This window comes from Caldisericia bacterium (assembly GCA_026414995.1).
In the GTDB taxonomy this organism is placed as follows: Bacteria; Caldisericota; Caldisericia; order B22-G15; family B22-G15; genus JAAYUH01.
The window spans coordinates 51,834-77,516 of the sequence record JAOAHY010000003.1 but is presented as its reverse complement, the minus strand read 5'-3'; the positions used below and the strand labels follow the sequence as shown (position 1 = coordinate 77,516).

Here is a 25,683-nt window from a genome sequence, read left to right as displayed (position 1 = left end):
TTTATGTTTTTACAATTTTTGAAATTATACCTCTTTTAAGGTATATCGCCCCCTGAGGGCATAATTCATGACAACAATAACACAAAACACATTTTTCCCTATCAAAAATAGGGTATGGATTTAATGTTATTGCTTTGCCTGCACACTTTGATGAACAAACTCCACATTTTATACACTTATTTTTATCAACATTTGGTTTTGGTTGAAGAAAGTTTCCAAGATATTTATAAAAAAAGGCTGCTATATGAGATGTTCCTTTTCCTGAAACAAGAAAGGTTTTTGGTTTTTCTGATTTTTTAATAAGCACATCAATATCTCCATCTAAATCAAAATCTAAACACCAATCATTTTTAAAGAGAGGAATATTTTCTATCTCAAAACCCATTATTTTACTCATTATAAAATCTGAAATAATAGGATCATTCGAAATTATAATAGAATTGAACCAAACTGGATTACCAAAAGAAGGGCCATCTCCCTCCATACCTAAAATCCCATCTAGTAAAATAATTTGAGGAACTGGTAAAAATTTGTTTATGTCAATTAAAATTTTAGAGAATAAAACTGGATCTGAAATTGTGTGTATTATCAATCTATCTTTTCTTGGAGTTAAACCAAAAAGGTTTTTTGTTGCACCACTAATAAAAGTTAAAGAATGTGTTTTCATTTTTGGCAGATTAAAAACTCTTTTAACTTCCCAAAGAATATTTGGAAGTTTAATTTCAATTTCATTTACTGTTGTACCTACATTTCTAAAACCATATACTCCGAGGTCCTCTATTTTTAAATTTTCTCCTTCAAATTCAGATACTCCTGAAAGTTCTTTTAGTTTAGTTGAACTAATTGCTCTTCCTGGAATATCTCCTAATATTACATAAATATCATGCTCAAGAAGAAATTTTATGAATGCCTTTATAAAAACTGGATGAGTTGTAACTGCTTTTTCTGGTGGGTTAAAAGATAAAAAGTTTGGTTTAACAAGAACCTTGTCTTTTGGATTTAAATCTTTTAAAATAAATTCTTTATTTTCAAGAAAAATTTTTTTAATTAAATCTTCATTATATTCATTTACTCTTCTTACTATTACTTTTGCCATGACCTTTCTCCTCAAAAATAAATTTCAATTTATCTTTTTCAAGTTTTAATTGTGCTTTAAATTTTTTTCCTTTAGATTTAAATTGAAATATTTTTGTTTCTCTACCACCAAGAAGTTCAATCATATCTTCTCTTTTTATTTCCTTTCCAAGAATAAATTTATTAATCGAAAATGAACAATTATCATTTTCACATTTAAATTTCGTTTCAGTTTCTAACACATTTGACCCACAAATAGGGCATTTTCCTAAAGATTTTTCATCAATTACTTTATCTTCTGGAAATGACAATGTGACTTTACCATCTTCTCCAAGGAATAAATATGCAGAAAACTTCTTTTTATTCTTTGATATAAATCCATAAAGAAGTTTTGTTTTTTTATTATTTACTAGTTCAAGTACTTCTTCTCTACTTATCTTTCTTCCAAGGAAGGTTTTTGGGACATAGAATAAACAATTTTTCTCTTTGAACTTTTTGCAGAAATAGCCTCTTTCTCCTTCTAATAGCTCACTATTACAATTAGGACATTTTCCAATTACTTCAACAATTTCGTCTTTAATTCTTTTGCCTTCTCTTTTTATAACTTTATCTACAATATCTTTTGTGAAATTTATTATATCTTTTATAAATTTTTCATATTCAAGTTTTCCTTTTTCAATAAATAAAAGTTTTCTCTCCCACTCACCTGTAAGTTCTGGAGAAAGCAGTTCTTCAAGAGGAATTTTTTTTAGAGTTTCTATAAGTTTCATTCCTTTAGGAAGAGGTTTTAAATATTTTCCATCTCTTTCTATGTATCCAACTTCAATCAATCTCTCAATGATTTGTGCTCTTGTTGCTGGAGTCCCAATTCCTTTTTCTTTTAAAATCTCTCTTAATTCTTCATCTTCAATTAATTTTCCACATGTTTCCATTAAAGAAAGAATTCCACCATCAGTAAATCTTGGAGGAGGTTCAGTAAATTTTTCAACTTTTTCTATTTTGTTTACTTTTACTTTTTCTTTTATTTTTAAAGGTACTTCCTCAAATAATTCTTCTTCTTTTCCATAAACTTTCATCCAACCAGAAAAAATAAGATATTTATCATCTGTCTTAAATCTTTCATTAACAATTTTAGTTATAATTGTCAATTTTAATTCTTCTGCTGGAGGATAAAAAACAGAAATAAATCTTTTAACTATTAAATCAAAAATTATCTTTTTATCATTAGAAAGCATGCCTTTTGGTAAAACTCCAGTTGGAATTATTGCAAAGTGATCAGTAACTTTTGAATCGTCAACTATTCTTGAATTAAATTTAATTCCACTTTTTAAAACATTTTCAATAAAATTCTTGTAAATATCTAATTTTGATAAATTTTTTAGAATCTTAGGAATATCACTTTTTAAAGAAGATGGAAGATATCTTGAATCGGTTCTTGGATATGTAATAAGTTTCTCCTGTTCATACAAAGATTGTGCAATTGATAAAGTTTTTTGAGCAGTAAACCCAAATAATCTATTAGCTTCTCTTTGTAGTTCTGTGAGATCATATAGAAGTGGAGGTGGAACTTTGTTTTTCTTAAGTTCAATTGAATCAACTAAACCATCTTTCTCTTTAATGTTTTCTAAAATTTTAATTAATTTATTTTCATCAAAAATTCTATCATCACTATCATCAAACCACTTTCCTTTATATTTAAATTTATCTTTTTCAAAATATGCAAAAATTTCATAATATTTTTCCTTTTTAAATGATAAAATTTCATTTTCTCTCTCAACTATCATGTAAAGAGTTGGAGTTTGAACTCTACCAATCGAAAGAAGAAGACCTTCTTTTCTAGTAAATGCTCTTGTTGCATTTATTCCAACAAGCCAATCTGCTTGAGCCCTTGCTTCAGCTGCTATTCCTAAATTTTCAAATTCTTCACCATCCTTTAAATTATTAAATCCATTTAATATTTCTTCTTTTGTTAAAGCATTAAGCCACAATCTTTTTATTTTTAGATTTGATTTAGAAAGCTTATAAATGTATCTAAAAATTAATTCACCTTCTCTTCCTGCATCACAAGCGTTTACAATAAAATCATAAGAATCACTTTTTAGAAATTTTTTTACAAAATCAAATTGATCTTCTGTTTCTCTAATTGGCTTTAATTTAAACACTTTTGGAATAATTGGCAAATCCTTTATTGTCCAATATTTAAATTTTTTATCATAATCTTCTGGCTCACATAAAGTAACCAAGTGTCCTAATGCAAAAATTATTGTATATTTATCACTTTCAAATAAATTTCCCTTTCTTTTTGCATTTAAAACTTTAGCAATATCCTCTGCAACAGATGGTTTTTCAGTTAAAATCAAAATTTTATTCATTTTTCAATAAATTTAAAAAATCAGGCTCTTTTTTTAACAAAAACTCATAAGTTTCATAATCAACTAAATCAAGATGAAGTGGAGTTATTGAAATATAACCATTTTTTACTGCCCAAGTATCTGTGTCCTCATCTCCTTCCCAAACAGGCTCTCCAATAATCCAATAGTATGGTCTTCCTAGAGGGTCTTTTCTTTCAATCGTTCTATTTCTGTACCATACTCTTCCAACCTTAGAAATTTTAATTCCTTTAATTTCTCCTTCTCCTGGAAAATTAATATTTAAAAATGTTCCTTTTTTAAGGGGATTTTTAATTAAATATTTTACAATTTTTTTAGAAAACTTTGCTGCAAAAGATAAGTTTTCTTTAAATCCAAGTATCGAAACCGCTATTGATGGAATACCATTAATAACACCTTCCATACTCCCTGAAATTGTTCCAGAGTATGTTATATCATCGCCAACATTAGGTAGTTCATTTATCCCAGATATAACAAAATCAATATTCTTTATTAATACATCAACCCCTAAAATAACACAATCTGCTGTTGTGCCATTTGTTGCATAAATTTTTAAATTAGATTTATTTGAATCAATTTCTTTAATTCTTAATGGTTTATGAGTTGTTATTGAGTGACCTAATGCACTTCTTTGTCTTTCTGGTGCAATTACAAAAGTTTCAAACTCCTCTGAAAAAATATCACCTAAAATTTTAATTCCAGGAGAATCTATACCATCATCATTAGTTATTAAAACTCTCAAATTAAATCCTCCTTTAATAAATCATCTATGACAATCCTAATACTCTCTTCAATGCTTCTTTTTGAATTAAAAACATAAATACCTGAAGCTACCTTATAAAAACCATTTCTAATCATTTTACCAATAAAATTCTTTTTTACTCTTTTAAGTAAAAATTCCATATTATCTATTATATTCCTTTTTATATTTAGAGTTGTGTCAATGAATAAAATTGATACTTTTATTCCTATTTCTACAACTCTTCTTATAAAATTTTCAATTTCCTCAATTGATATATTATTTGGAGGAGAAGATTTTATTTCAAGATATGATAAATTTCCAAGCAATAAGAAAAATATGTCAAAATCACCACCTTCTTTTATATTTTTAATTTCAATATTAGATATAACAGGAATTGAAAATTCCTTTTTTAAAATCTCTCCAATATACCATTCAAGAGTATTTCCAATGTTATCAATATCTATATAGTTTGAGATATAATGAAAATTTTCCTTTTTAAAAATTTTATATTTTACAAGTTTTTCTAAATATCTCTCAACAACTTTTTCTCCCCATTTTTCTTTAAGTTTTAAGATAAAATCATAAGAAAACTCCTTTTTTTTAATTGTATCCTGTAAAATTCTTCTAAAGTAATAACTTTTTAAATTTTTAAAATAATCTTCAAAATACCTTTCATCTTTTGGAAAAATAATTCTTTTATCTTTAATTTCTAATACCTCAAATCCTCTTTCTTTGAGAAGTGAAAAAATTATCTCTTTACCATAATTTTTATCTATAAAATATATTATTTTTGACAAATTCTCTTTTAAATTTTTAAATTCAATTTCTAGTTTTTTTATTCTTTTTTCAAAATTTTCCATTCTTTTTGAATTTTACCATTAATTATGTATTTATTATAACTTAAACCCACTTGACAAAAAAAGAAATTTTATTAGAATAATAAAGCAGGGCGAATGGCTCAGCGGTAGAGCACTTGCTTCACAAGCAAGGGGTCACAGGTTCGACTCCTGTTTCGCCCACCAGAAATAAGCGAAATGAGCGGGGTCGTGGTGTAGCGGTCCAACACGCCAGCCTGTCACGCTGGAGATCGCGGGTTCGAATCCCGTCGATCCCGCCATGCGGGAGTAGCTCAGTGGTAGAGCACCACCTTGCCAAGGTGGCCGCCGCGGGTTCGAGTCCCGTCTCCCGCTCCAGAGTGACTATCATTATTTTATATTTTCCATATTTTTGCCAGCGTAGCTCAGGTGGTAGAGCGGCTGATTCGTAATCAGCTGGTCGCCCGTTCGAGTCGGGTCGCTGGCTCTTAAAAAATTGAGGAGGTTAAATTATGGATTTTCTGACTCTTTCCATTTTGGTAAGTATTGTTGGTATTATTTTCTCTATTTTTTTGATTTTTAATGTTTTTAAAAATCCTGAAGGAGAAGAAAAGATTAAAAAAATCTCTCTTGCAATAAGACAAGGTGCTCAAGCATTTCTTGTAAGAGAGTGGAAAGTTATGGGAGTTATAGTTATAATTTTTGCAATCATTGTATCAATTTTAATATCTCCTTATGTTGCACTCACATTTATTTTTGGTAATTTTCTTTCAGCATTTTCTGGCTTTGTAGGAATGAGTGTCGCAACAAGAGCAAATGGTAGAACTACATATGCTGCAAAAACAGGTGGTGGAAAAGCGATTGATGTTGCTTTTACTGGTGGAGCAGTTATGGGAATAACAGTTACATCACTTGGAATTTTAGGTTTATCTATTGTATATCTAGTTGGTATAAAATTTCTTCCAAAAATTGGGCCAATTCCATTGATCACTGGTTATTCAATGGGTGCAAGTTTTGTTGCTCTATTTGCAAGAGTTGGAGGAGGTATATTTACAAAAGCAGCAGATGTTGGAGCAGATCTTGTTGGAAAAATTGAAGCAGGAATTCCTGAGGACGATCCAAGAAACCCAGCAGTTATTGCAGATAATGTTGGAGATAATGTTGGAGATGTTGCTGGAATGGGAGCAGACCTTTATGAATCTTATGTTGGTTCAATAGTCTCATCAATAGTTATTGCATTTACATTGGCATTAAATGTATCATCAAAACAACCTTTCATTTATTATCCATTTCTAATAGTATCTCTTGGTTTAATCTCCTCTATTTTGGGAGTATTATTTGTAAAATTCTCTTCAAAGATAATTAAAACAATTACACCACAACTTGCATTAACAGGTGGTACAATTTTTAGTGCAATTATTTTTGCAATTTTAGGATTTATCTTAACAATAATATATGTAAAAGATCTATCTCCATATTTCTCAACATTTTTAGGTTTAATTAGTGGTGTTGTAATTGGTTTAATAACTCAATATTATACAGGTGGAAACCCAATTAAAAAAATTGCAGAAGCAGCTACAACAGGAACAGCAACAAATATTTTAGCAGGTTTCGCAGTAGGAATGGAATCTACAGTTTTGCCAATGATAATTCTTTCTTTTTCAATTTATGGAGCATACCTTTTTGCAGGAATTTATGGAATTGCTCTTGCTGGAGTTGGTATGCTTGCAACTCTTGGAATATCTTTATCTGTTGATGCATATGGTCCAATTGCAGATAATGCAGGTGGAATTGCTGAAATGTCACATCAAGATCCATCGGTAAGAAAAATAACCGATTCTTTAGACGCATTTGGAAATACAACAGCTGCAATGGGTAAAGGTTTTGCAATCGGTTCAGCAATCTTAACTGCACTTGCTCTTTTTGTTGCATATTCACTAGTTGCTGGTATAAATAATATTGATTTATTAAAACCAAATGTTGTTTCTAGTATGTTTATTGGTGGAATTTTACCATTTCTTTTTAGTGGATATGCAATATCTGCTGTTGAGAAAGCAGCATATAGAATGGTTGAGGAAGTGAGAAGACAATTTAGAGAAATACCTGGACTCCTTGAAGGAAAAGCAGAACCTGATTATAAAAGATGTGTTGATATTTCAACAATAGGTGCTTTAAAAGAGATGATAATTCCTTCTTTGATTGTTATAGTTTCACCTTTTGTAATAGTTTTTATTTTTGGAAAAGATGGTCTAGGCGGATTTCTTGCAGGTTCTCTTGTTTCTGGAGCTCTTATTGCAATTTTAATGGCAAATTCTGGTGGTGCATGGGATAATGCAAAAAAGCTAATTGAAAAAGGACTTTATGGAGGCAAAGGCTCTCCTGCACATAAAGCAAGTGTTGTAGGAGATACAGTTGGAGATCCATTTAAAGACACTGCTGGTCCATCAATAAATATTTTATTGAAACTTATGAGCATAATTTCTCTTGTATTTTTGCCATTTTTCTTAAAAATTTTAAAATAAAAAGGAGGTGCTAATTGACGAGAGAAGAAGAGTTAAAGAGTAAATCAATGAAAGAACTTTACAAGATCTCCCAGGACTTAAAGATTAAAAATTATTCACATTTTAGAAAAGACGAACTTATCAAAAAAATTCTTGAAGTTGAGGGAAATGTTCTAGAAGATGAAATTGAAGAAGAAACAGAAGATTTTGAAGAACTTTTACCAAAAGAAGAAAAGATAGTAGTAAAAGAAAAATCACAATTTTCAGATCTTCTTGATAAAAGATTAGATTATTTTCCAGGGATTCCACCAGAAGAGCAATATATTGATAAAGGAATTCTCGAAATACTTCCAGAAGGATATGGATTTTTAAGAGCAAAATATTCGCCTTCTCAAAGAGATATATATGTGGCACCTTCTCAGATTAAAAAATTTAATTTGAGAGTTGGAGATTTGGTTGAGGGATGGGTAAGAAAACCTCCAGAAAAAGACAAATACCCTGCGCTTTTAAAAATAATATCAATTAATGGCCTTTCACTTGAGGAAGCAAAAAATAGACCAATATTTGAAAATTTAACACCAATTTTCCCTAATAAAAGAATAAAGTTAGAAATTCCTAATGCAGATTTAGCCATAAGATTGATTGAACTTATAGCACCTCTTGGAAAAGGACAACGTGGACTTATTGTTTCTCCTCCAAAGGCTGGAAAAACAACTTTAATTAAAAAAATAGCACAATCTGTTGAAATAAATCATCCAGAAATTCACCTAATTATTCTTCTTGTTGATGAAAGACCGGAAGAAGTAACTGATATGGAAAGATCAACAAAAGGAGAGGTTATATCTTCAACATTTGATCTTCCACCAGAAAATCATATAAGAGTCACTGAACTTGTTGTTGAAAGAGCAAAAAGGTTAGTTGAGTTAGGAGAAGATGTAATGATTCTTGTTGATGGAATAACAAGATTGACAAGAGCATACAATCTTGTAACTCAACCTTCTGGAAGAACTCTTTCTGGTGGACTAGACCCAGCTGCAATAAGAGGGCCTAAGAAATTTTTAGGTGCAGCAAGAAATATTGAAAATGGAGGTAGTTTAACAATCATTGCAACCGCACTAATTGAAACAGGAAGTAAGATGGATGAGGTAATATATGAAGAGTTTAAGGGAACTGGAAATATGGAACTTGTTCTCGATAGAAAAATAGCTGAAAGAAGATTATTCCCTGCAATTGATGTTAAGAAATCTGGAACAAGAAGAGAAGAACTTCTTTATGATCCAGAAGAGTATAAAAGAATTTGGGTATTAAGAAAAGCACTTGCAAATGCAGATTCATTCGAAGCACTACAAAAACTTGCAGATATGTTGGCTAAAACAAGAAACAACAGAGAATTTTTAAAAACAATTGTTCCTGAGGAGAATGGTTGGGTATGAAAAAAGGAATAATAGAAGTTATTACTGGATGTATGTTTTCCGGTAAAAGCGAAGAGTTAATAAGAAGAATAAAAAGAGCAAGAATAGCGAAACAGAATGTTCAGGTATTTAAATCTACTTTAGATACAAGATATGATGAAAAAAGTATAGTTTCTCACTCGGGTGCAAAAGTTGAAGCAATAAGCATAGACCACCCAGAGGAGATAATTTTAAAAATTGAAGATACAACTCAAGTTGTTGCAATTGATGAGGCTCAATTTTTTAATGACAAAATAATTTATGTTATTGAATTTTTAGCAGATAAGGGTTTAAGAGTTATTGTTGCAGGATTAGATACTGATTTTAGAGGTGAACCATTTGGACCAATGCCAGCGATTTTAGCAAGAGCAGAAAAGGTTGATAAACTTACTGCAATCTGTGTTGTATGTGGTGAAGAAGCAACAAGAACTCAAAGAATTTTAAATGGAAAACCAGCATCATATTTTGATCCAATTATTATGGTTGGAGCATCTGAAAAATATGAACCAAGATGTAGAATTCATCATATAGTACCAGATAAACCTGATATTCACCATAGATAAAATGTTTAATTTAAAAGAAAGAATATCCTTTTGGGAGGGATATAAAAAAATATATAATTTTATTTTTTTTGAAAAAACATCTTTGAAAGAAATAAAAGAAAAATTAAAAGGAAATTTTCTTATACTTCCATTTCCTTTTGAACATAATTATTTAGAAATAATTAAAAATTACCTTAAGGGCGAAATTTTTACTGAAACTTTAAATTTATTTTATTTCATAAAAAGGGATTTTGATATCTTTGAAGATAAAATTTATAAATATGAATTAGATCCTATTAATCAAGAAGTAAAAATTAATATTTTTGATTTAAAATTTAATGAGGTTCAAGAGCTAAAAGAGAAAGCATTTACTCCTAAAGGAGTTTTTGAATTTCTTGAGTTTAATGGATTCAAAGTAAAAGAAATTTCAGGTGATGAATTAGGAAAAGGAATAAAAGATAATTCAATATATTTAATTTTGAGGTTTGAAAAGATATGAAGATAGAAAAAAAATTAGAAGAACTTGAAAAAAAGTATGAAGATATTGAAAATGCTCTATTAGATGAGAACATTTATAAAAATAGCGAACTTCTTAATAAATATCTAAAAGAAAAAAGTGAAATAGAAGAGAGTGTTAATCTTTATAGAGAATTAAAAGAAATTAGAAAAAACATTGAAGAAACAAAAAAACTTCTTGAAAATGAAGAACTAAAAGATCTTGCTGAAGAAGAATTAGAAGAACTTAAAAAGAAAGAGGAAGAACTTTTAAACAGGATAGTTTTATCTTTAATTCCTAAAGATGAGAGAGATGAAAAAGATGCAATTATGGAGATTAGAGCAGCTGCAGGTGGTGAAGAAGCAGCACTTTTTGCTGCAGATTTATTCAGAATGTACTCATATTATGCAGAAAAAAGAGGATGGAAAGTTGAAATTATTGATTCACATCCAACAGATTTAGGTGGATATAAAGAAATAATTTTTTCAATTAGAGGAAAAGGCGCTTATGGTGATTTGAAATTTGAAAGTGGAGTACATAGAGTACAAAGAGTTCCAATAACAGAATCCTCTGGAAGAATACATACATCTACTGTTACAGTTGCAGTTCTTTCAGAAACTGAAGAAGTTGAAATTGAAATTAATCCAGAAGATCTCAAAATTGATGTATTTAGAGCAAGTGGTCATGGAGGTCAATGTGTTCAAAAAACAGAATCTGCAGTGAGAATTACACATATACCAACTGGATTTGTCGTTACATGCCAAGACGAAAGATCTCAACTTAAAAATAAGGAAAAAGCTCTTAGAGTTTTAAGAGCAAGGCTTTTTGATTTTTATCAAAGAAAAAAATTAGAAGAGGTTGGAGAAGAGAGAAAAAGACAAATTGGATGGGGAGAAAGAAGTGAAAAAATAAGAACATATAACTATCCTCAAAATAGAGTTACAGATCATAGAATTGGTTTATCTTTATATAATCTTCCAGAGATAATGGAAGGAAACATTGACGATATAATAAACGCTTTGAAGGAGGAAGATAAGAAAAGAAAAATTGAATCACTTGAAATATGACATAAAAACCCTTTTTAAGTTTGGAAGAAGATTATTAAATAGTGATATTGAGGTAGAGTTAATAATAAGAAATTCACTTTATTTAAAAAAAGAGGAGTTTTATTTAAATTTAAATAAAGAAATAGATAGAAAAAATTTCAAAGAAATATTTAAAAAATTTTACCTAAGAAAAAAAGGGGTACCATTATCTTATATAACTAACAAAAAAATATTTCTTGATTTAGAAATTGAGGTTTTAGAGGGAGTTTTTATTCCAAGATTTGAGACAGAAGAGATTATCTATCAAATTTTAAAAAAATATGAAAAAGTTAATAAAACACTTGATATATGTTCTGGTACTGGTGCAATTGGAGTTTCGCTTCTTTTTTATAATTTTACTGAAAGTTGTACATTTGTTGATATAGATGAAAAAGCATTAGAAAATATAAAGATAAATTTGGAAAAATATAAACTAAATGGAAAGATTATAAAAAGTGATATGTTTTCAAATGTTAATGAAAAATATGATCTTATAATCTCAAACCCTCCTTATATAAAGGAAGAGGAATATGAAAATTTACCAATTGATGTAAAAATGGAACCAAAATTATCTCTTATTGGCGGTGAAGATGGAATTAAATATATAAAAATTCTTTTTGAGGAATCTTATAAATTTTTAGATGAAAAAGGTCTTCTTATAGTAGAAATGGAAAAAGAAGAACTTGATTATGCCAAGAAATTTTTGAATTTTCTAAAAATTAAAGAGATCCTAAAAACAGAATCAGAAAATATAATAGGAGTTGTTCTTGAAAAGATGTGATATAATTTTACCGAAAGGAGGATAGATGGATTATAAAAATGTAAAACTCTTAAACCATGCATTGATAAAACATAAATTAACATATCTAAGAGACAAAAATACAAATCCAAAAGAATTTAGAGAACTTGTAAAAGAAGTTTCAATGCTTATGGCTTATGAAATGACAAGAGATCTTCCACTTGATGAAATTGAAATTGAAACTCCATTAGGCAAAGCAAAAGGTTATATTTTATCAACAAAAATAACTGTTGTTTCTATTTTAAGAGCAGGGCTTATAATGAGTGATGGTATTTTAAATTTAATTCCAAATGCAAAAGTAGGACATATAGGAATTTATAGAGATCATGAAACACTAAAACCTGTAACATATTATGTTAAACTTCCAGAAACTTTATCTGATTCTAAAATTTTTCTTTTGGACCCAATGCTTGCAACAGGTGGTTCAATTGTAAGAGCAATTGAGATTTTACTTGAAAAAGGAGCAAAATTGGAAAATATTGATGTTATCTCATTAGTTTCTGCACCAGAAGGCATAGAATATGTTCAAAAACATTATAAAGATACAACAATTTTTACAATAGCAATTGATGAGAGATTAAATGACAAAGGTTACATTCTTCCTGGTTTAGGAGATGCTGGAGATAGATTGTTTGGGACAAAATGATAAAAAATTTTTTACCTAACTTTTATTATTTAATTATTTTCTTTTTTGTTTCACTAGCATTTACTCCACTTTCTATCTATTTAGGAAAAAAATTTAATATAATAAGTAAACCTCATGAAAAAAGAGGAGATAAAGAAAAAATTAAAAAAGAAGAGATGCCAAGAAGTGGGGGAATTTCAATTTATATATCATTTCTTCTTCTTTTTCTTTACATTTATTTAAGATATAATTCAAAAGAGTTTTTATCAATTTTCCTTGGAGGAAGTTTAATTTTTGCTGTTGGCCTTATTGATGATAAATTTAAATTAAAACCATGGATGAAATTTTTAGGAGAAATATTAGGCGCATTAATACCAATTTTTTATGGTGTTAAGGTTAATTTCATTACAAATCCAAAAGGTGGTTATTTTTATTTAAAAGAATTAAGCATACCTTTTACAATTTTTTGGGTCACAGGAATAACAAATGCAATAAATATCATTGATGGACTTGATGGTCTTGCATCTGGAATTGTTTCAATTGTTTCAACAACATTAGGTTTAGTTGCGATTTTAAAAGGAAATATAATTGTTTCTATAATATGTTTTGCTGTTGCTGGAATAGCTATAGGTTTTCTTGTTTTTAATTTTCCACCTGCAAAAATATATCTTGGAGATTCAGGTGCTCTTCTTTTTGGGTTCCTTCTTGGTGAAATTGCTGTCTGGGGAGCACTTAAAACAACTACTTCAGTAATTCTTCTTGTTGCAGTTCTTGCTCTTGGATTTCCAATTCTTGATACATTTTCAGCAATTCTAAGAAGGATTATAAGAAGAAAGAGTATATTTGAGGCAGATATGGATCACATTCATTATAAATTATTGTATAGTGGATTTAAAGAGAAAGAGGTTATTATTATTTTATACATATTAACACTATTTTTCTCACTTCTTTCATTTCTATTAATTAAAGGATTTTCTCTATGAAAAAAATTAAAACACTTATTGTTTTTGGAACTCGTCCTGAGGTAATAAAATTATATCCTTTGATTTATGAACTTAAGAAAGACAATAATTTTGAATTAAAAATTGTTAATACAGGACAACATAAAGAAATGGTTGATGAACTACTTGATATCTTTAAAATAGAAGTTGATTACTCGTTAAAGATTATGGTTGAAAAACAGACATTAGAACATATAACAGAAAAAATTCTTGAAAAGTTATCTTTAATTGTTAAAAATGAATCATTTGATTTAACAATTGTTCAAGGAGATACAACGACTGCTTTTGTCGCTTCCCTTGTCTCTTTTTACAATAAAATACCAATTGCTCATGTGGAAGCTGGTTTAAGAACAAAAAATATCTATTACCCTTTTCCCGAAGAGATGAATAGAACTTTAATAGGAAAACTTGCGAAATTTCACTTTGCACCTACTGAGGATGCTAAAAAAAATCTTTTGAGTGAAGGAGTAAATGAAGAAAATATTTTTGTAACTGGTAATACAATTGTTGATGCACTTTTAAAAATTTTAAATCTTGATCCAATTTTTGATATTCCTTTGCCTAAAGATAAAAAAATTGTTGTAGTCACAGCACATAGAAGAGAAAATTGGGATAGTGGTATCCCAAAAATTGCAAATGCAATAAAAACTCTTTCTCAAAAATACAATGAACTATTTTTTGTAATACCTGTTCACAAAAACCCAATAGTTAGAGAAAAATTTAAAATTTTAAAAGGCATAAAAAATGTTTTATTTATTGAACCATTAAATTATATTGATTTTATACATTTATTGAAAAAATCTTTCCTTGTATTATCTGATTCTGGCGGAATTCAAGAAGAAATTCCAACTCTTAAAAAACCTCTACTTCTACTTAGAAATGAAACTGAAAGAGAAGAGGCCATAAGATTTGGTTTTGTAAAACTAGTGGGAACAGATGAAAAAAGAATTATTGAAGGTGTTGAAGAGTTATTAAGAGAGGGATTTAAACCAAAAATTGACTTTAATCCTTTTGGAGATGGAAAAGCGTCTGAGAGAATAAAACTAATTTTAAAGGAGAAACTTTATGGAAGTGTATAAAATAATAGGTGGAAAAAAACTTAAAGGTGAAGTGAATGTTCAAGGTTCAAAAAATGGTTGTTTACCTCTTATTGCTGCTTCTCTTTTAACAGATGAACCAGTAATTATTAAAAATGTTCCAAAATTACTTGATATAGTAACTTTGTTAGATGTTGTTAAGTCAATAGGAGTAAAAGCTAAATTTATTGATGAAGATACAATTTATATTGAAGCAACAAATTTAAATTATGAAATAACAAATGAAAACGCTAGTAAATTAAGAGGTAGTTTAACCCTAGTTGGTGCTCTTCTTGGAAGAGTTGGAAAAGTTAAACTTCCATTTCCAGGAGGATGTCATATTGGGTCAAGACCAATTGATCTTCATTTAAAAGGGTTTTCTCTTCTAGGTGCTGAAGTTAATGCTATTGGCTCAATAATAGAAGGGAGTGTAAAGAAACTTAAGGGAGAAAAAATTTATTTAGACTATCCTTCTGTTGGTGCAACAGAAAATATTATGCTTCTTGCCTCTGTTTCTCCTGGAGAGACTATAATCGAAAATGCGGCTCAAGAGCCAGAAATTGTAGAACTTGCAGAATTTTTAAATTCAATGGGTGCAAAAATTGAAGGAGCAGGTTCAAGGTGTATCAGAATTGAAGGTCAGAAAAAATTACATGGTACAAATCACTCTCTTTATCCTGATAGAGTTGAAGCAGGAACTTTTATAATTGCTGTAGCAGTGAATGGTGGTGATGTTACACTTAAGCCTGTAATTTTTGATCATCTTGTACCTCTTATATTCAAATTGAGAGAAATAGGGGTTGATTTAAGAATTGAAAATGGTAAAAAATTAAGAGTTATATCTAAAAAAAGAACAAAAAGTTTTGAAATAAGAACAATGCCTTTTCCTGGTTTTCCAACAGATCTACAATCACAAATGGTAACCCTTGCATCTGTTTCAGAAGGTGTAAGTCTCATTACTGAAACTGTTTTTGAAAATAGATTTAATGTGGTACCTGAATTAAGAAAAATGGGTGCTAAAATAAAAGTTGAAGGAAATACTCTGTTTGTTGAAGGAGTAAATAAACTTTATGGAACAGATGTTGTTGCACCAGATTTAAGAGCAGGTGCAGCACTTGTTATCGCGGGTCTTTTTGCAGAAAATGAAACAACAGTAAAAAAGATATATCATATAGAAAGAGGATATTTCAAGTTTGATGAAAAATTAAGAGCAATAGGAGGAGATATATGGAAAGAGAACATAGAGGATTAAAAAATTTTAAACTTTTTGGACTCTTCAATTTGTTTGATATTGTTGTTTTTTTATTGATTATAATTGTTTTGTTTTATTTTATAAGACCATTATTTGTTAAAAAACAAGTTTCCTATAAAGATTACATTATAACTGTAAAACTTCTTGAAGTTCCACCTGAAATGGCAAATTCTGTTAAAAAAGGAGATAGAATTGTTGATAAAAGTGGAAGAGTTTTTGGAAAGATTTTAGAAGATCCACAAATTGAACCATCTAAAAAATGGGTTGAAACTTCTGATGGAAGAGTTGTTATTGCAGAACAACCTGTTTTAAAAGACATTATAATTAAATTTTCATTTAGATCCACTAGTTTAAAGTATGGAACAGATGTTTTTAAAATTGGTTATGAACTTGTTATTGAATCAGATCTTTGGGCTTTAAAAGGGGTTGTTCTCTCTATAAACTAAAATTCAAAACATTGGGTGGAGGATTTCTTAAAAACTCTGATTTTATATAAGCATCATATAAATTTTTAATCAAATCAATTGATATATTCAATTCTTCACTTATTTTTTCAATAGGTAAATTATTTAAAAATCTAACAAGTACTCTATCTATTTCTAAATAATTTAAACCCATAGAAAATTCATCTTCGATACCAGGAAGTAAATCTGGTGAAGGTTTTTTATTTAAAAAAACATTTGGTAAACTTATAAACTCTCCCAATTTAAAAATCTGTGATTTATAAAGATGAATAATTGGCTCAAAATCTGATGCGTAATCTCCATATTTTACAAAAAACCCAAGAAGATACTCTGTTTTATTAGTAGTTCCTACCACAACTCCATTAATAAGATCTGCATTGTAATAAAGTGTAACCATTCTAATTCTATGTTTTATTCTCAAATAAGCAAGTCCTTTAAAAAACCACTTATTTTTCAATAATTCTTCATTAATATCATATTGAAGATAAAACGGAGATTTTCCATAAAATTCTCTATATTTATCATATAATTTTCTAGTATAACTTTCTCTTAATTTTCTAGTTGGGAGAATAAAATATGGCACAGATAAATAGATACCAAATTTTGATAACACTTTAGAAATGTTTATTATTTTATAATTTATTCCTAGATCTTTTGCAAAATTTATTGCATCAATTAAATTTTTTTTATCTGTATCTCTTTCAGGAAGTATTAATGCAAAGATATTTTCTTTTGGAATAGATAGAGTTAAAAGTTTAAGTACGATTGCTGAATCTATTCCTCCAGATAGACCTATAACTACTTTATTTTTATTTAATTTATTTAAAAAAGAATTAATAAAATTAGAGATTCTTGATATTTCAAATTTAGGGTCAAAATTTAATTCTTGAGGTAAAATAGAATAATTCATAAAATAACCTCAATTGAATATTTTTTCTTAACACTCTCAAAATTTTCTTTTATCTCTTTTAATGCAAGAGGTAAATAATCAATCATTTGATTTGCAACAACCCCATTTTCTCCAAATTTCTCTTTTAATAAGTCACCACAAAAACCATGAACAAAAACACCCATCCTTATACTTTCTTCAATATTAAATCCAATACCATACATTGCAGGAATTATTCCATCAAGAACATCTCCCATTCCAGCAGTTGCCATGCATGGATTTCCTGACAAATTTATAAAAACTCTTTCATCTGGTGTTGCAATTAAAGAGTGAAACCCTTTTAAAATAACATAAGAATTATATTCTTTAGAAAATTCTTTTAAAATTCTAATTTTTTCTTTCCTTAAAGTTTCTTTTGGAATTTGAGTTAACCTTGAAAATTCACCCAAGTGGGGAGTTAATATTGTTGGAAATTTTCTTTGTTTTAAAACCTCTTTATTTTTTGAAATTAAAGTTAATCCATCTCCATCAATTAAAAGAGGTCTTTCAATTTTTATAGTTAGATTTTTAATTAACTCTTCCAAATCTTCATTTAATCCAACTCCTGGTCCAATAACAATAAATTTCACTTCTTTTGATAGATTGAGTAAAAATTCCTCATTCTCTTTTGAAATTGTACCATCCTCATTCTCTTTTAAAGAGTAAAAAACAATTTCTTTTGCATTAATGCTCACAGATTTTATAACTTCTTTAACTGATGCAAGTCTAGAGTATCCTCCTCCACTTTTTAAAAATGAGTATGAAGAAAAGTAGGGTGCTCCAAAATATTTTTTAGAACCAGAAATAAATAATGTATCACCATAATCTTTTTTATATGTATTCTTTTTTCTATTCTTTATTTCAATTGGTTCATTAATAAAAACTGATGAGTTTACATCTTCATATAAAACTTGAGGATATGAAATATATGAAAGATAAAGTTCTTTTGTCTTCTCAGAGCCATCTTCAATTAAATTTCCTATTTTTGGAAGACCAAATGTTACTACAACATCAGCATTGACAGAAATACCCATTTCTATTCCATTATCTCCATTTATTCCTGAAGGAATATCAACACTTAAAATAAATTTTTTTGAATTATTTATTAATTCTATAACCTCTTTTATATATCCTTCAATTTCTCTTTTTAATCCTGTTCCAAATATTGCATCGATTACTATTTCACAATTTTCCAACTCATACTTTATAATTTTAATGTCTGGATTATTTAAAATAGTAATACCAATTTTTTTAACTCTCTCAAAATTTACTTTTGCATCTTGTGTTAATTTATTTTCGTCTCCAAGTAAAATAAATTTTATATCTCCTCCAAGTGAATGAATTTTTCTTCCTATTGCGAAACCATCTCCTCCATTGTTTCCAGTTCCACAAAAAATTAAAAAGTGTCTATTTTTAATATTATTTATTTTTTTCAAAATTAAATATACAGCACTTAAAGAAGCATTTTCCATTAAAATTTCTGGATTTATTTTAAACTCTTCAACTGCTCTTCTATCTAATTCTTTAATTTGTTCTGTATCCACAACTTTCATATATTCCTCCAAATTTATTTTATCTTATTTCCAAAAAATTATTAGTTATAATTAAATTATGAAAAAAATACTTTTCTTTACAGATACACATCTTCAAGAAGAACCTATTTCATCAAGAAAAGATGATTATCTTAAATCAATTTTAACAAAAATAGAAGAGATATCTCAAATTGCAAATAATGAAAATGTTGATTATGTTTTATTTGGTGGAGATTTTTTTACAAGACCATCTCCTAGTTATGAAGTAACAATACTTTTAACACAAACCTTAAAGAAATTTAATTCAAAACCAATTATTGGCATAGTTGGTAATCATGATATTGAAGGAAGAAATCCTGAAACATACAAAAAAAAGGCAGTTAAAATGCTTGAAGAAGCTAAAGTTTTAAAAATTTTAAATGATGAAGAAACTTTCCCTCCTTTTGATACTGATATTGAAATAAGAGGAATTAACTATAAAGATGGAGTTGATTCTAATATTGAATTTCATAGAATTAAAAAGAAAGACAAAAATAAAATCTTAATCATAATTGTTCATGCATATTTACTCCCATTTAAAGCAAATTTTCCTTATCTTTCTCTTGAAGAAGTTTCAAGGGAAAGCGAAGGAGATATTTTTCTTGTAGGTCATTATCATGATGGATATGGAATAAGAGAGATAAATGGAAAAATATTTATCTCACCTGGGAGTGTTGCAAGAGATTCAAAAACACAATTCGATAGAATTCCACAAGTTGCTTTATTAAAAATTGATAATGGAAAAGTAGAAGTTGAATTAATAAAACTAAAAAATGTTAAAAAAAGAGAGGAAATTGAAATAAAAATTGATTCAATAATTAATTCTGATATCTCTTTTCTTGAGTATTTTAAAGCATTAAAAGATGAAAATTTTGGAAACTTACTTGATCCTGAAAAAATTTTAGAAGAGATATTAAAAAATGAAAATATTGAAAATGAAGTAAAAGAAGAAGTTAAAAAAAGGTATTATGAAGCAAAAGAAAGAGTATATAAAGAATATTGATGATTTTAAAGAAAAGTTTAAAAAACTGAACTTTGAAATTGAAAATCTATTTAATGATGAAAAAAACAAAATTTTTATAGATTATATTTTAAAAAATAAAGAAAAAATAGAATCTTTTGGATTAGATTTTAAATTTAATACTTTTTTTGTTGATGGCTCTATGTCTAAAATTGGAAACACCTTTCCACACTATTACTACATATTTAGATCTCTTTCTTATTCACCAAATCTTGAAATAAAAATATTTATGTATGACCTTTTTTCTCCTTTAATTGAAGAAGATTATAATCTCTTTAAAGAAAAGTTAGAAAAGCTCACTAATCATAAACAAAATAAAAAAGATGATATATTCTTAAACTTATCAAATATAAATTATGTTGAAGAGTCTCTAAGATATGTTTTAATGGCAAAACTTGAAATTGAAGTAACTAAAGAATCAATACAGTATCTAAAAAATGGAGATATTGTTTTTATGGATGGATCTCTGACTCATTTTAAAGGAGAGTGTCCGGAAGAATTTGGAAGATTAATCAAAATTTGTAATGAAAATGGAATTTTATTATGTGGAATAGTTGAAGATATTGGAAGTATTATTATATCGGGTATTTTTGAAGATACTCCTAATTCAACAAAAGTTCATGATAAAGAACTTTTAATTGGAAATCTAAATGAGGGAGAGATGTTACATATTGAAAAACCTTCAAGAAAAGAGGGTTTTTCAACAACATTTTTAAGATTATCAAAAGATCCTTCTCCAATTTCTTTTGAGGTTCCAAACATTTGGAGTTATAAATATAAAGAAATTGCTTCATTCCTAATGTTTATTACTGAAAGATACGGAAGAGGAATACCAATTTTTAGAGACATGTCTCATGAAGATGTAAAATTAACAGATGAAGAAAAATTTTTGATTTCAAAAAATTTTATAAAAAGTGAATATCTTGAAAAATTATTTAAATTAAAAAGGTGGCTAAGATGAAAGAGATATATGTTGTTGGAGAATCAAATCAATTTGAAGTTTATATTGCTTCTAGAGAAGAAAGATTTTCTTTAAGAGACTATTTTTTTGTTATAGAGGAGAAAGAGTATCTTGGAGAAATTGTTGAATCTTTTACTTTTAATAAATTTTTTCCAAGACCAGATATTCAAAATGAAAGAGACCAAAAAATTATAGAACACCTTAAAATACTCGGATTTGATATTGAAAAAGAAGATATAAATATAGCTAAACTTAAACTTCTTGATGAACCACCTTTTCCAATAAAAGTTGGAAGCAAAGCAAGAAGGGCAAATTTTTCAGAAATAAAAAACATTTTTAAAGTTGAAGAAAAGGGGTTAATTCTTGGAGGTATAAAAAATAGTGATAGGTTTTTTGATGAATTACCTTCAAAATTGAAAAATTTATACAAAATAATAGAAGATGGAAAAGAGAGAGAACAAAGAGAAATACCATTTGTATTTACAATAGAGGAGATGATTCAATATCCACACATTGGAATTTTTGGTGGCTCAGGTTCTGGAAAATCTTTTCTTTTAAGAGTTTTAATTGAAGAGATAGCAAAATTTGGTTATCCTGCAATTATTTTTGATCCTCACTTTGAAATGAGTTTTTCGACTTTAAATGAAAAAGAAAAGGGGATAAATGAAATTATTAAAAATATTAAAGTTTTTACAGTTGGTGAAGATACAGGAATTGATTTTTCTGAAATATCAGAAAGAGAGTTAGAAAACCTTTTTAAGTCAATTGGCGAAATAGAAATTCCTCAAGAAGATGTTATTTATAATGCATATTATATGATGGGTAGTGAAAAAAGTTTAAGTAACTTTAGAGAGAATTTATTAAACCTTGCTCAAAAAAGTAAAGATGATAGTGATAAAAACATTACAAGTAGAACTAGTGCAAGGGCTGTATTAAGAAAATTAAGTCATCTTGAAAGATTAAATATATTTGGCAAAAGCGATAGAGAACTTTTAAATTGGATTAAAAATGAGAAAATAGCTGTAATTCAAGGTTCACTAGAAACACTTAAAACTTTTGCCTCATTCTTCTTAGAGAAAATTGTTGAAAAAAGAAAAGATTATAAAGATGGAGAAAAGAGAGGAGAAATAAAAGACTATTTTCCTCCATTTTTTGTTATTTTAGATGAAGCACATAATTTTGCACCAAAAGAATCAATTTATTTTATTCCATCAAAAAGAGTTTTAAAAATAATTTCTCAAGAAGGAAGAAAATATGGCATATTTTTAATTCTTTCAACACAGAGACCATCACTTCTTGATGACACTATTTTGGCTCAACTTTCAACAAAATTTATCTTAAGAACTGTCAGAGAAACTGATCTTGATACAATTAGAAAAGAAACTGATTTGACAAATATTGATATTGGAAGGCTTCCATATTTAAAGACAGGTGATGCTTTTGTTTCTTCTGCTATATTCCAAAGATCTATACCAATTAGGGTAAGAAAAACTTTTACAAATCCACCTCCGTCTAAAAATCCATTTTTAGAACTCAAGGAGAAAAAAGAAGATAAAAAGGAGTTTATTTTATCTTACCTAAAAAGAGAAGGGGTGATTGAAGAAATATTTTTTGAAAGAATTCTAAGAGAGTTTGAAAGTTGTGGGGTTATTTTTAAAGATATCAATGAGATTAAAATTATTTTAAATGAACTTGAATTAGAAGGTATAATTGAGAAAGACGAAAATCCTATAACCTCTATTTGGAGATTAAAAAATGTACATCAAAGAAATAATTATTAAAAACTTCCAATCACATAAATATACAAAAATTGAACTATCAGATAAAATCAATGTTTTTTTAGGTAAAGGAAATAGTGGTAAAAGCTCTATTATAAGAGCACTAATATGGGTCTTTTTTAACGAACCTCAAGGTACAAGTTTTATTAGACAAAATGAACAGAGTGCTTTTGTTTCAATAACACTTGATAATGGATATAAAGTTATTAGGGAAAGAGGTGTTAATGTAAATAAATATGTTTTAGTTGATCCAAATGGTAACAAGAAAGAGTTTTCAAACTTTGGAAGAGATGTACCAGATGAAATAAAAAAAGTAATTGGAATGAAAACGCTTCCTCTTGAAAATGGAAAAAAACTAAACCCACAAATTAAAGATCAGATGGAAAATATATATCTTCTTGATGAATCACCATCAACAATTCATTCAACTTTACTTACAATATCAGGAGGACAAGTATTTGATGAAGCAATTAATTCAATTCTTGTAGATCTACAAAGATTAGATAGAAAAGAAAAAGACATAAAAAAAGATATTGATGAAAAAGTTGTATTACTCAAAAATTATGAAGGGATAGACGAGAAGAAAGAGAGTCTTATAAAAATAAAAAATGAAATTGTTAGTCTCAAGAAAATAGAAGAGAGAAAAAATTTTTTAGAAAAAACAAAGATTGAATTGATTAACATTAAAAGAGCTCAAGATATAGATTTATTAGAATTAAATTCTTTAAAAAAGGTTGAACCGATTGAAAAAGATATTATTTTTCTTATAGATAGAAAAGAAAAGTTCATGAGTTTAAGAAATTTAAAAAGAGATTTAGAAAATCTAAAAGGTGATTTAGAAAAAATTTCAAAAGATTTAGAAATTTTAAAAAGACATAATTTAAGAGAAGAATTAACTTCTGAAATTAAATTAAAAATTGATAGACTTAATAATCTCAATTATATTAAAACTTCTTTCTTAAAACTAAAAGGCGATATTAATAATTTAAAAATTGAATACGATGAAATCCAAAATAAAATTGATATAAATATAGATGAATATTTTTATTTAATATTCAATAATAAGGTTTGTCCAGTTTGTAATAGAGAAATTGATGAAGATATAAAAGAAAAGATAAAAGATAATTTAAATAAAATGTGGAGGTAAATTATGAGTAGTGAAGATATTATCTCTAAAATTGATTCTATTCATCAAAAGATAAAGCAACTTATTAAAAGAAGAGATGAACTCACAGGAAAACTTGAGGCGTTAAAAAAAAGAGAAGAAGAGATATTAACTGAACTTAAAGAGAAATATGGAATTGAGACAGTTGAAAAGTTAAATGAAGAGATAAATAAACTTGAAACAGAGATAAAAGAAAAAATCTTAAATATTGAACATTCAATAAAGGAGATAGAGAATGAACTCAATAGAAATTATAGAGAATAACTTTTTTAAAATTTATCAAATTGTTGAAAGGAAAATTGGTGAAAGAGAAAGGATAAAAAGAGAAATTTCTGAAAAAGAAGATGAGCTTAAAAAAATAGAAAAAAAAAGATTCATTTTAAAAAAAAGTGAAGAAATTCTAAAAAATGCTTATGAAAAAGTAAGAAAAAACACAATGGAAGGAATAGAATCTCTTGTTAATAAGGCACTTAAAAAGATTTTTGATGACCTTATATTTAAAATTGAACTCGAAGATGAGAGAAATAAAAAAGTCGCAAAACCTCTTATTAAAAAAATCACTAAAAAGTTTGAATTTGAAGGAGATCCATTAAATACAAGTGGTGGAACTGTTAGTCAAATAATCTCTCTTGCATTAAGGATAAGCATTCTCGAAAAAAGCTTAAATCCTAAATTTGAGGGTCCTTTAATTTTAGATGAACCATTAACTTTTCTTGATGAAGCAAGTAAAAGAAAAATAGGTGATTTTATTAAATCAATAAGTGAATATTTAAATAGGCAAATTATATTGATAACCCATGATAGAATTTTAATGGAAATAGGAGATAAAATTTTCTATATAACTCAAGAAAATGGAGAAAGTAAAGTTCAGGAAATTAAAAGTTTTGAAGAAATTGGTGAAATATAAAATTTGTGAAACTTTTTCTATTTTAAATTGTTTAATATAATATATTAATCTTAAAGGAGGATATATGAGGATATTAAAAATTTTAATTCTTTTAATCTTATTACTAGGTTTAAATTTTTCTTTTTCTGCATGTGCTCAAAAAGAAAAAACAGTAAAACTTTATTACTATAATCCAGAACTCGACAAAGATGCCTCTGGAAATATTTTATGTAGCGAAAAAGGTCTTGTTCCAGTTGAAAGAAAAATTAAAAGTGAAAATATAATTGAAGAAACAATTAAACTATTGATTGAAGGTAAGTTAACAGATGAAGAAAAGAAAAAAGGAATAACAACAGAATTTCCACTTGAAGGTTTTAAATTAGTTAAAAGCGAATTAAAAAATGGAGTCCTTACTTTAACTTTTGATGATCCATACTTTAAATCATCAGGTGGTGCATGTAGGGCAAAAATTTTATGGCTTCAAATTGAATATACTGCAAAACAATTCAATGAAGTTAAAGTAGTTAAATTTTTACCAGAAGATCTATTTCAACCTTAAAATAATTTTATTTGTTAATTTAAAGTTTTTATAAGGAGAAATAAATGAAATATACAAATAAAATAATACTTATTTTAATTATTATAATTATTTTAATTTTTGTCTTAAATTTTTACCAAAGATATTTAACTCTCAAAAAAATTAAAGATGCTGAAAATTTGATAATGGTAGAAAAACCTAAACCATATGAGAAAATTCAAAATCCAGTTTTAATTAAAGGAAAAGCAAAAGGCTACTTTTTCTTTGAAGCAACCTTTCCAATAAAAATAATCGATGAAAATGGAAATGTATTATTAACAGATTATATTGAAACAAAAGATAACTGGATGACAGAAAATTTTGTATCTTTTGAAAAGTATATAAATATAAATTTTGGAAAAACAAAAAGAGGATTTATCGTTTTTGAAAGAGCAAATCCGAGTGGTTTAAAAGAAAATCAATTTGAACTATATATCCCTGTCTACTTTCCATAATATATTACTTTTGTCTAATAAATCAAAA

25 protein-coding genes and 4 tRNA genes are annotated in these 25,683 nt (G+C 27.5%); 23 read left to right on the top strand and 6 right to left on the bottom strand.

Annotation, left to right across the window (positions count from 1 at the left end):
• Position 1 precedes the first annotated feature (1 nt).
• From N3D74_02090 to N3D74_02075, 4 genes are read right to left on the bottom strand one after another with little or no spacing between them, the layout of a single operon-like run.
• Complete coding sequence (locus N3D74_02090) at positions 2–1,096, bottom strand: DUF362 domain-containing protein (protein MCX8094968.1); 1,095 nt, start codon at positions 1,094–1,096, stop codon at positions 2–4.
• Positions 1,065–3,446 (bottom strand): DNA topoisomerase 3, encoded by a 2,382-nt coding sequence (locus tag N3D74_02085; protein MCX8094967.1) that lies wholly within the window; start codon positions 3,444–3,446, stop codon positions 1,065–1,067. Before N3D74_02085 ends, N3D74_02090 begins: the two co-directional genes overlap by 32 nt.
• Positions 3,439–4,206 carry a 5'/3'-nucleotidase SurE gene (gene surE / locus N3D74_02080; GenBank protein ID MCX8094966.1) on the bottom strand — a complete coding sequence of 256 codons (768 nt, stop codon included), beginning with the start codon at positions 4,204–4,206 and terminating at the stop codon, positions 3,439–3,441. Before surE ends, N3D74_02085 begins: the two co-directional genes overlap by 8 nt.
• Positions 4,203–5,066 (bottom strand): hypothetical protein, encoded by an 864-nt coding sequence (locus tag N3D74_02075; protein MCX8094965.1) that lies wholly within the window; start codon positions 5,064–5,066, stop codon positions 4,203–4,205. The genes surE and N3D74_02075 overlap by 4 nt, the downstream gene beginning before the upstream one ends.
• An 87-nt stretch (positions 5,067–5,153) precedes the next feature.
• On the opposite strand from N3D74_02075, the gene N3D74_02070 reads away from it, so the two are divergent.
• From N3D74_02070 to N3D74_02000, 15 genes are all read left to right on the top strand, one after another.
• A tRNA-Val gene (locus tag N3D74_02070) sits at positions 5,154–5,228 on the top strand.
• A gap of 18 nt (positions 5,229–5,246) precedes the next feature.
• Positions 5,247–5,323 (top strand) — tRNA-Asp (locus tag N3D74_02065).
• 1 nt (position 5,324) lies between these two features.
• Positions 5,325–5,399: transfer RNA gene (locus N3D74_02060), tRNA-Gly, on the top strand.
• A 36-nt stretch (positions 5,400–5,435) separates the two neighbouring features.
• Positions 5,436–5,508 (top strand) — tRNA-Thr (locus tag N3D74_02055).
• Positions 5,509–5,533: 25 nt separating this feature from the next.
• Entirely contained in the window at positions 5,534–7,543 is a 2,010-nt protein-coding gene (locus N3D74_02050) for a sodium-translocating pyrophosphatase (protein ID MCX8094964.1), read from the top strand.
• 14 nt (positions 7,544–7,557) lie between these two features.
• The gene (gene rho, locus N3D74_02045; GenBank protein ID MCX8094963.1) at positions 7,558–8,955 is read left to right on the top strand and encodes a transcription termination factor Rho; all 1,398 of its coding nucleotides are present in this window, start codon (positions 7,558–7,560) and stop codon (positions 8,953–8,955) included.
• A complete protein-coding gene (locus N3D74_02040) occupies positions 8,952–9,536 on the top strand; it encodes a thymidine kinase (protein MCX8094962.1) in 585 nt (194 codons plus the stop codon). Before rho ends, N3D74_02040 begins: the two co-directional genes overlap by 4 nt.
• 82 nt (positions 9,537–9,618) lie before the next feature.
• Complete coding sequence (locus N3D74_02035; GenBank protein MCX8094961.1) at positions 9,619–10,014, top strand: hypothetical protein; 396 nt, start codon at positions 9,619–9,621, stop codon at positions 10,012–10,014.
• Between the two features lie 2 nt (positions 10,015–10,016).
• Entirely contained in the window at positions 10,017–11,078 is a 1,062-nt protein-coding gene (gene prfA / locus N3D74_02030) for a peptide chain release factor 1 (GenBank protein ID MCX8094960.1), read from the top strand.
• Positions 11,059–11,877 carry a peptide chain release factor N(5)-glutamine methyltransferase gene (locus tag N3D74_02025; protein MCX8094959.1) on the top strand — a complete coding sequence of 273 codons (819 nt, stop codon included), beginning with the start codon at positions 11,059–11,061 and terminating at the stop codon, positions 11,875–11,877. The genes prfA and N3D74_02025 overlap by 20 nt, the downstream gene beginning before the upstream one ends.
• Before the next feature lie 25 nt (positions 11,878–11,902).
• Positions 11,903–12,541 carry a uracil phosphoribosyltransferase gene (gene upp, locus N3D74_02020; GenBank protein ID MCX8094958.1) on the top strand — a complete coding sequence of 213 codons (639 nt, stop codon included), beginning with the start codon at positions 11,903–11,905 and terminating at the stop codon, positions 12,539–12,541.
• Positions 12,538–13,503, top strand: a complete 966-nt coding sequence (locus N3D74_02015; GenBank protein ID MCX8094957.1) for an undecaprenyl/decaprenyl-phosphate alpha-N-acetylglucosaminyl 1-phosphate transferase — start codon at positions 12,538–12,540, stop codon at positions 13,501–13,503. Before upp ends, N3D74_02015 begins: the two co-directional genes overlap by 4 nt.
• The gene (gene wecB / locus N3D74_02010) at positions 13,500–14,600 is read left to right on the top strand and encodes a UDP-N-acetylglucosamine 2-epimerase (non-hydrolyzing) (protein MCX8094956.1); all 1,101 of its coding nucleotides are present in this window, start codon (positions 13,500–13,502) and stop codon (positions 14,598–14,600) included. Before N3D74_02015 ends, wecB begins: the two co-directional genes overlap by 4 nt.
• Positions 14,587–15,849: a UDP-N-acetylglucosamine 1-carboxyvinyltransferase gene (gene murA, locus N3D74_02005; protein MCX8094955.1), complete on the top strand. Its 1,263-nt coding sequence runs from the start codon at positions 14,587–14,589 to the stop codon at positions 15,847–15,849. The genes wecB and murA overlap by 14 nt, the downstream gene beginning before the upstream one ends.
• Positions 15,825–16,295, top strand: a complete 471-nt coding sequence (locus N3D74_02000) for a DUF4330 domain-containing protein (GenBank protein MCX8094954.1) — start codon at positions 15,825–15,827, stop codon at positions 16,293–16,295. Before murA ends, N3D74_02000 begins: the two co-directional genes overlap by 25 nt.
• On the opposite strand, the gene nadE is transcribed toward N3D74_02000, so the two are convergent.
• Both nadE and N3D74_01990 read right to left on the bottom strand, forming a co-directional pair.
• Entirely contained in the window at positions 16,285–17,223 is a 939-nt protein-coding gene (gene nadE, locus N3D74_01995) for an NAD(+) synthase (GenBank protein ID MCX8094953.1), read from the bottom strand. The two genes, N3D74_02000 and nadE, sit on opposite strands and share 11 nt — an antisense overlap.
• A complete protein-coding gene (locus N3D74_01990) occupies positions 17,220–18,794 on the bottom strand; it encodes an NAD(P)H-hydrate dehydratase (protein ID MCX8094952.1) in 1,575 nt (524 codons plus the stop codon). The genes nadE and N3D74_01990 overlap by 4 nt, the downstream gene beginning before the upstream one ends.
• Positions 18,795–18,852: 58 nt before the next feature.
• On the opposite strand from N3D74_01990, the gene N3D74_01985 reads away from it, so the two are divergent.
• From N3D74_01985 to N3D74_01950, 8 genes are all read left to right on the top strand, one after another.
• Positions 18,853–19,815 carry a metallophosphoesterase gene (locus N3D74_01985; protein MCX8094951.1) on the top strand — a complete coding sequence of 321 codons (963 nt, stop codon included), beginning with the start codon at positions 18,853–18,855 and terminating at the stop codon, positions 19,813–19,815.
• Positions 19,781–20,794 carry a DNA double-strand break repair nuclease NurA gene (locus tag N3D74_01980; protein MCX8094950.1) on the top strand — a complete coding sequence of 338 codons (1,014 nt, stop codon included), beginning with the start codon at positions 19,781–19,783 and terminating at the stop codon, positions 20,792–20,794. The genes N3D74_01985 and N3D74_01980 overlap by 35 nt, the downstream gene beginning before the upstream one ends.
• Positions 20,791–22,575, top strand: coding sequence for an ATP-binding protein (locus N3D74_01975; protein MCX8094949.1), 1,785 nt, complete (start codon positions 20,791–20,793; stop codon positions 22,573–22,575). Before N3D74_01980 ends, N3D74_01975 begins: the two co-directional genes overlap by 4 nt.
• On the top strand, positions 22,550–23,719 hold the full coding sequence (locus N3D74_01970) for an AAA family ATPase (protein ID MCX8094948.1): 1,170 nt from the start codon (positions 22,550–22,552) through the stop codon (positions 23,717–23,719). Before N3D74_01975 ends, N3D74_01970 begins: the two co-directional genes overlap by 26 nt.
• A gap of 3 nt (positions 23,720–23,722) precedes the next feature.
• Entirely contained in the window at positions 23,723–24,001 is a 279-nt protein-coding gene (locus N3D74_01965) for a hypothetical protein (GenBank protein MCX8094947.1), read from the top strand.
• Positions 23,973–24,644 carry a hypothetical protein gene (locus N3D74_01960; GenBank protein MCX8094946.1) on the top strand — a complete coding sequence of 224 codons (672 nt, stop codon included), beginning with the start codon at positions 23,973–23,975 and terminating at the stop codon, positions 24,642–24,644. Before N3D74_01965 ends, N3D74_01960 begins: the two co-directional genes overlap by 29 nt.
• 64 nt (positions 24,645–24,708) lie before the next feature.
• Entirely contained in the window at positions 24,709–25,182 is a 474-nt protein-coding gene (locus tag N3D74_01955; protein MCX8094945.1) for a GerMN domain-containing protein, read from the top strand.
• Positions 25,183–25,226: 44 nt separating this feature from the next.
• Positions 25,227–25,655, top strand: coding sequence for a Gmad2 immunoglobulin-like domain-containing protein (locus tag N3D74_01950; protein MCX8094944.1), 429 nt, complete (start codon positions 25,227–25,229; stop codon positions 25,653–25,655).
• Positions 25,656–25,683 lie beyond the last annotated feature (28 nt).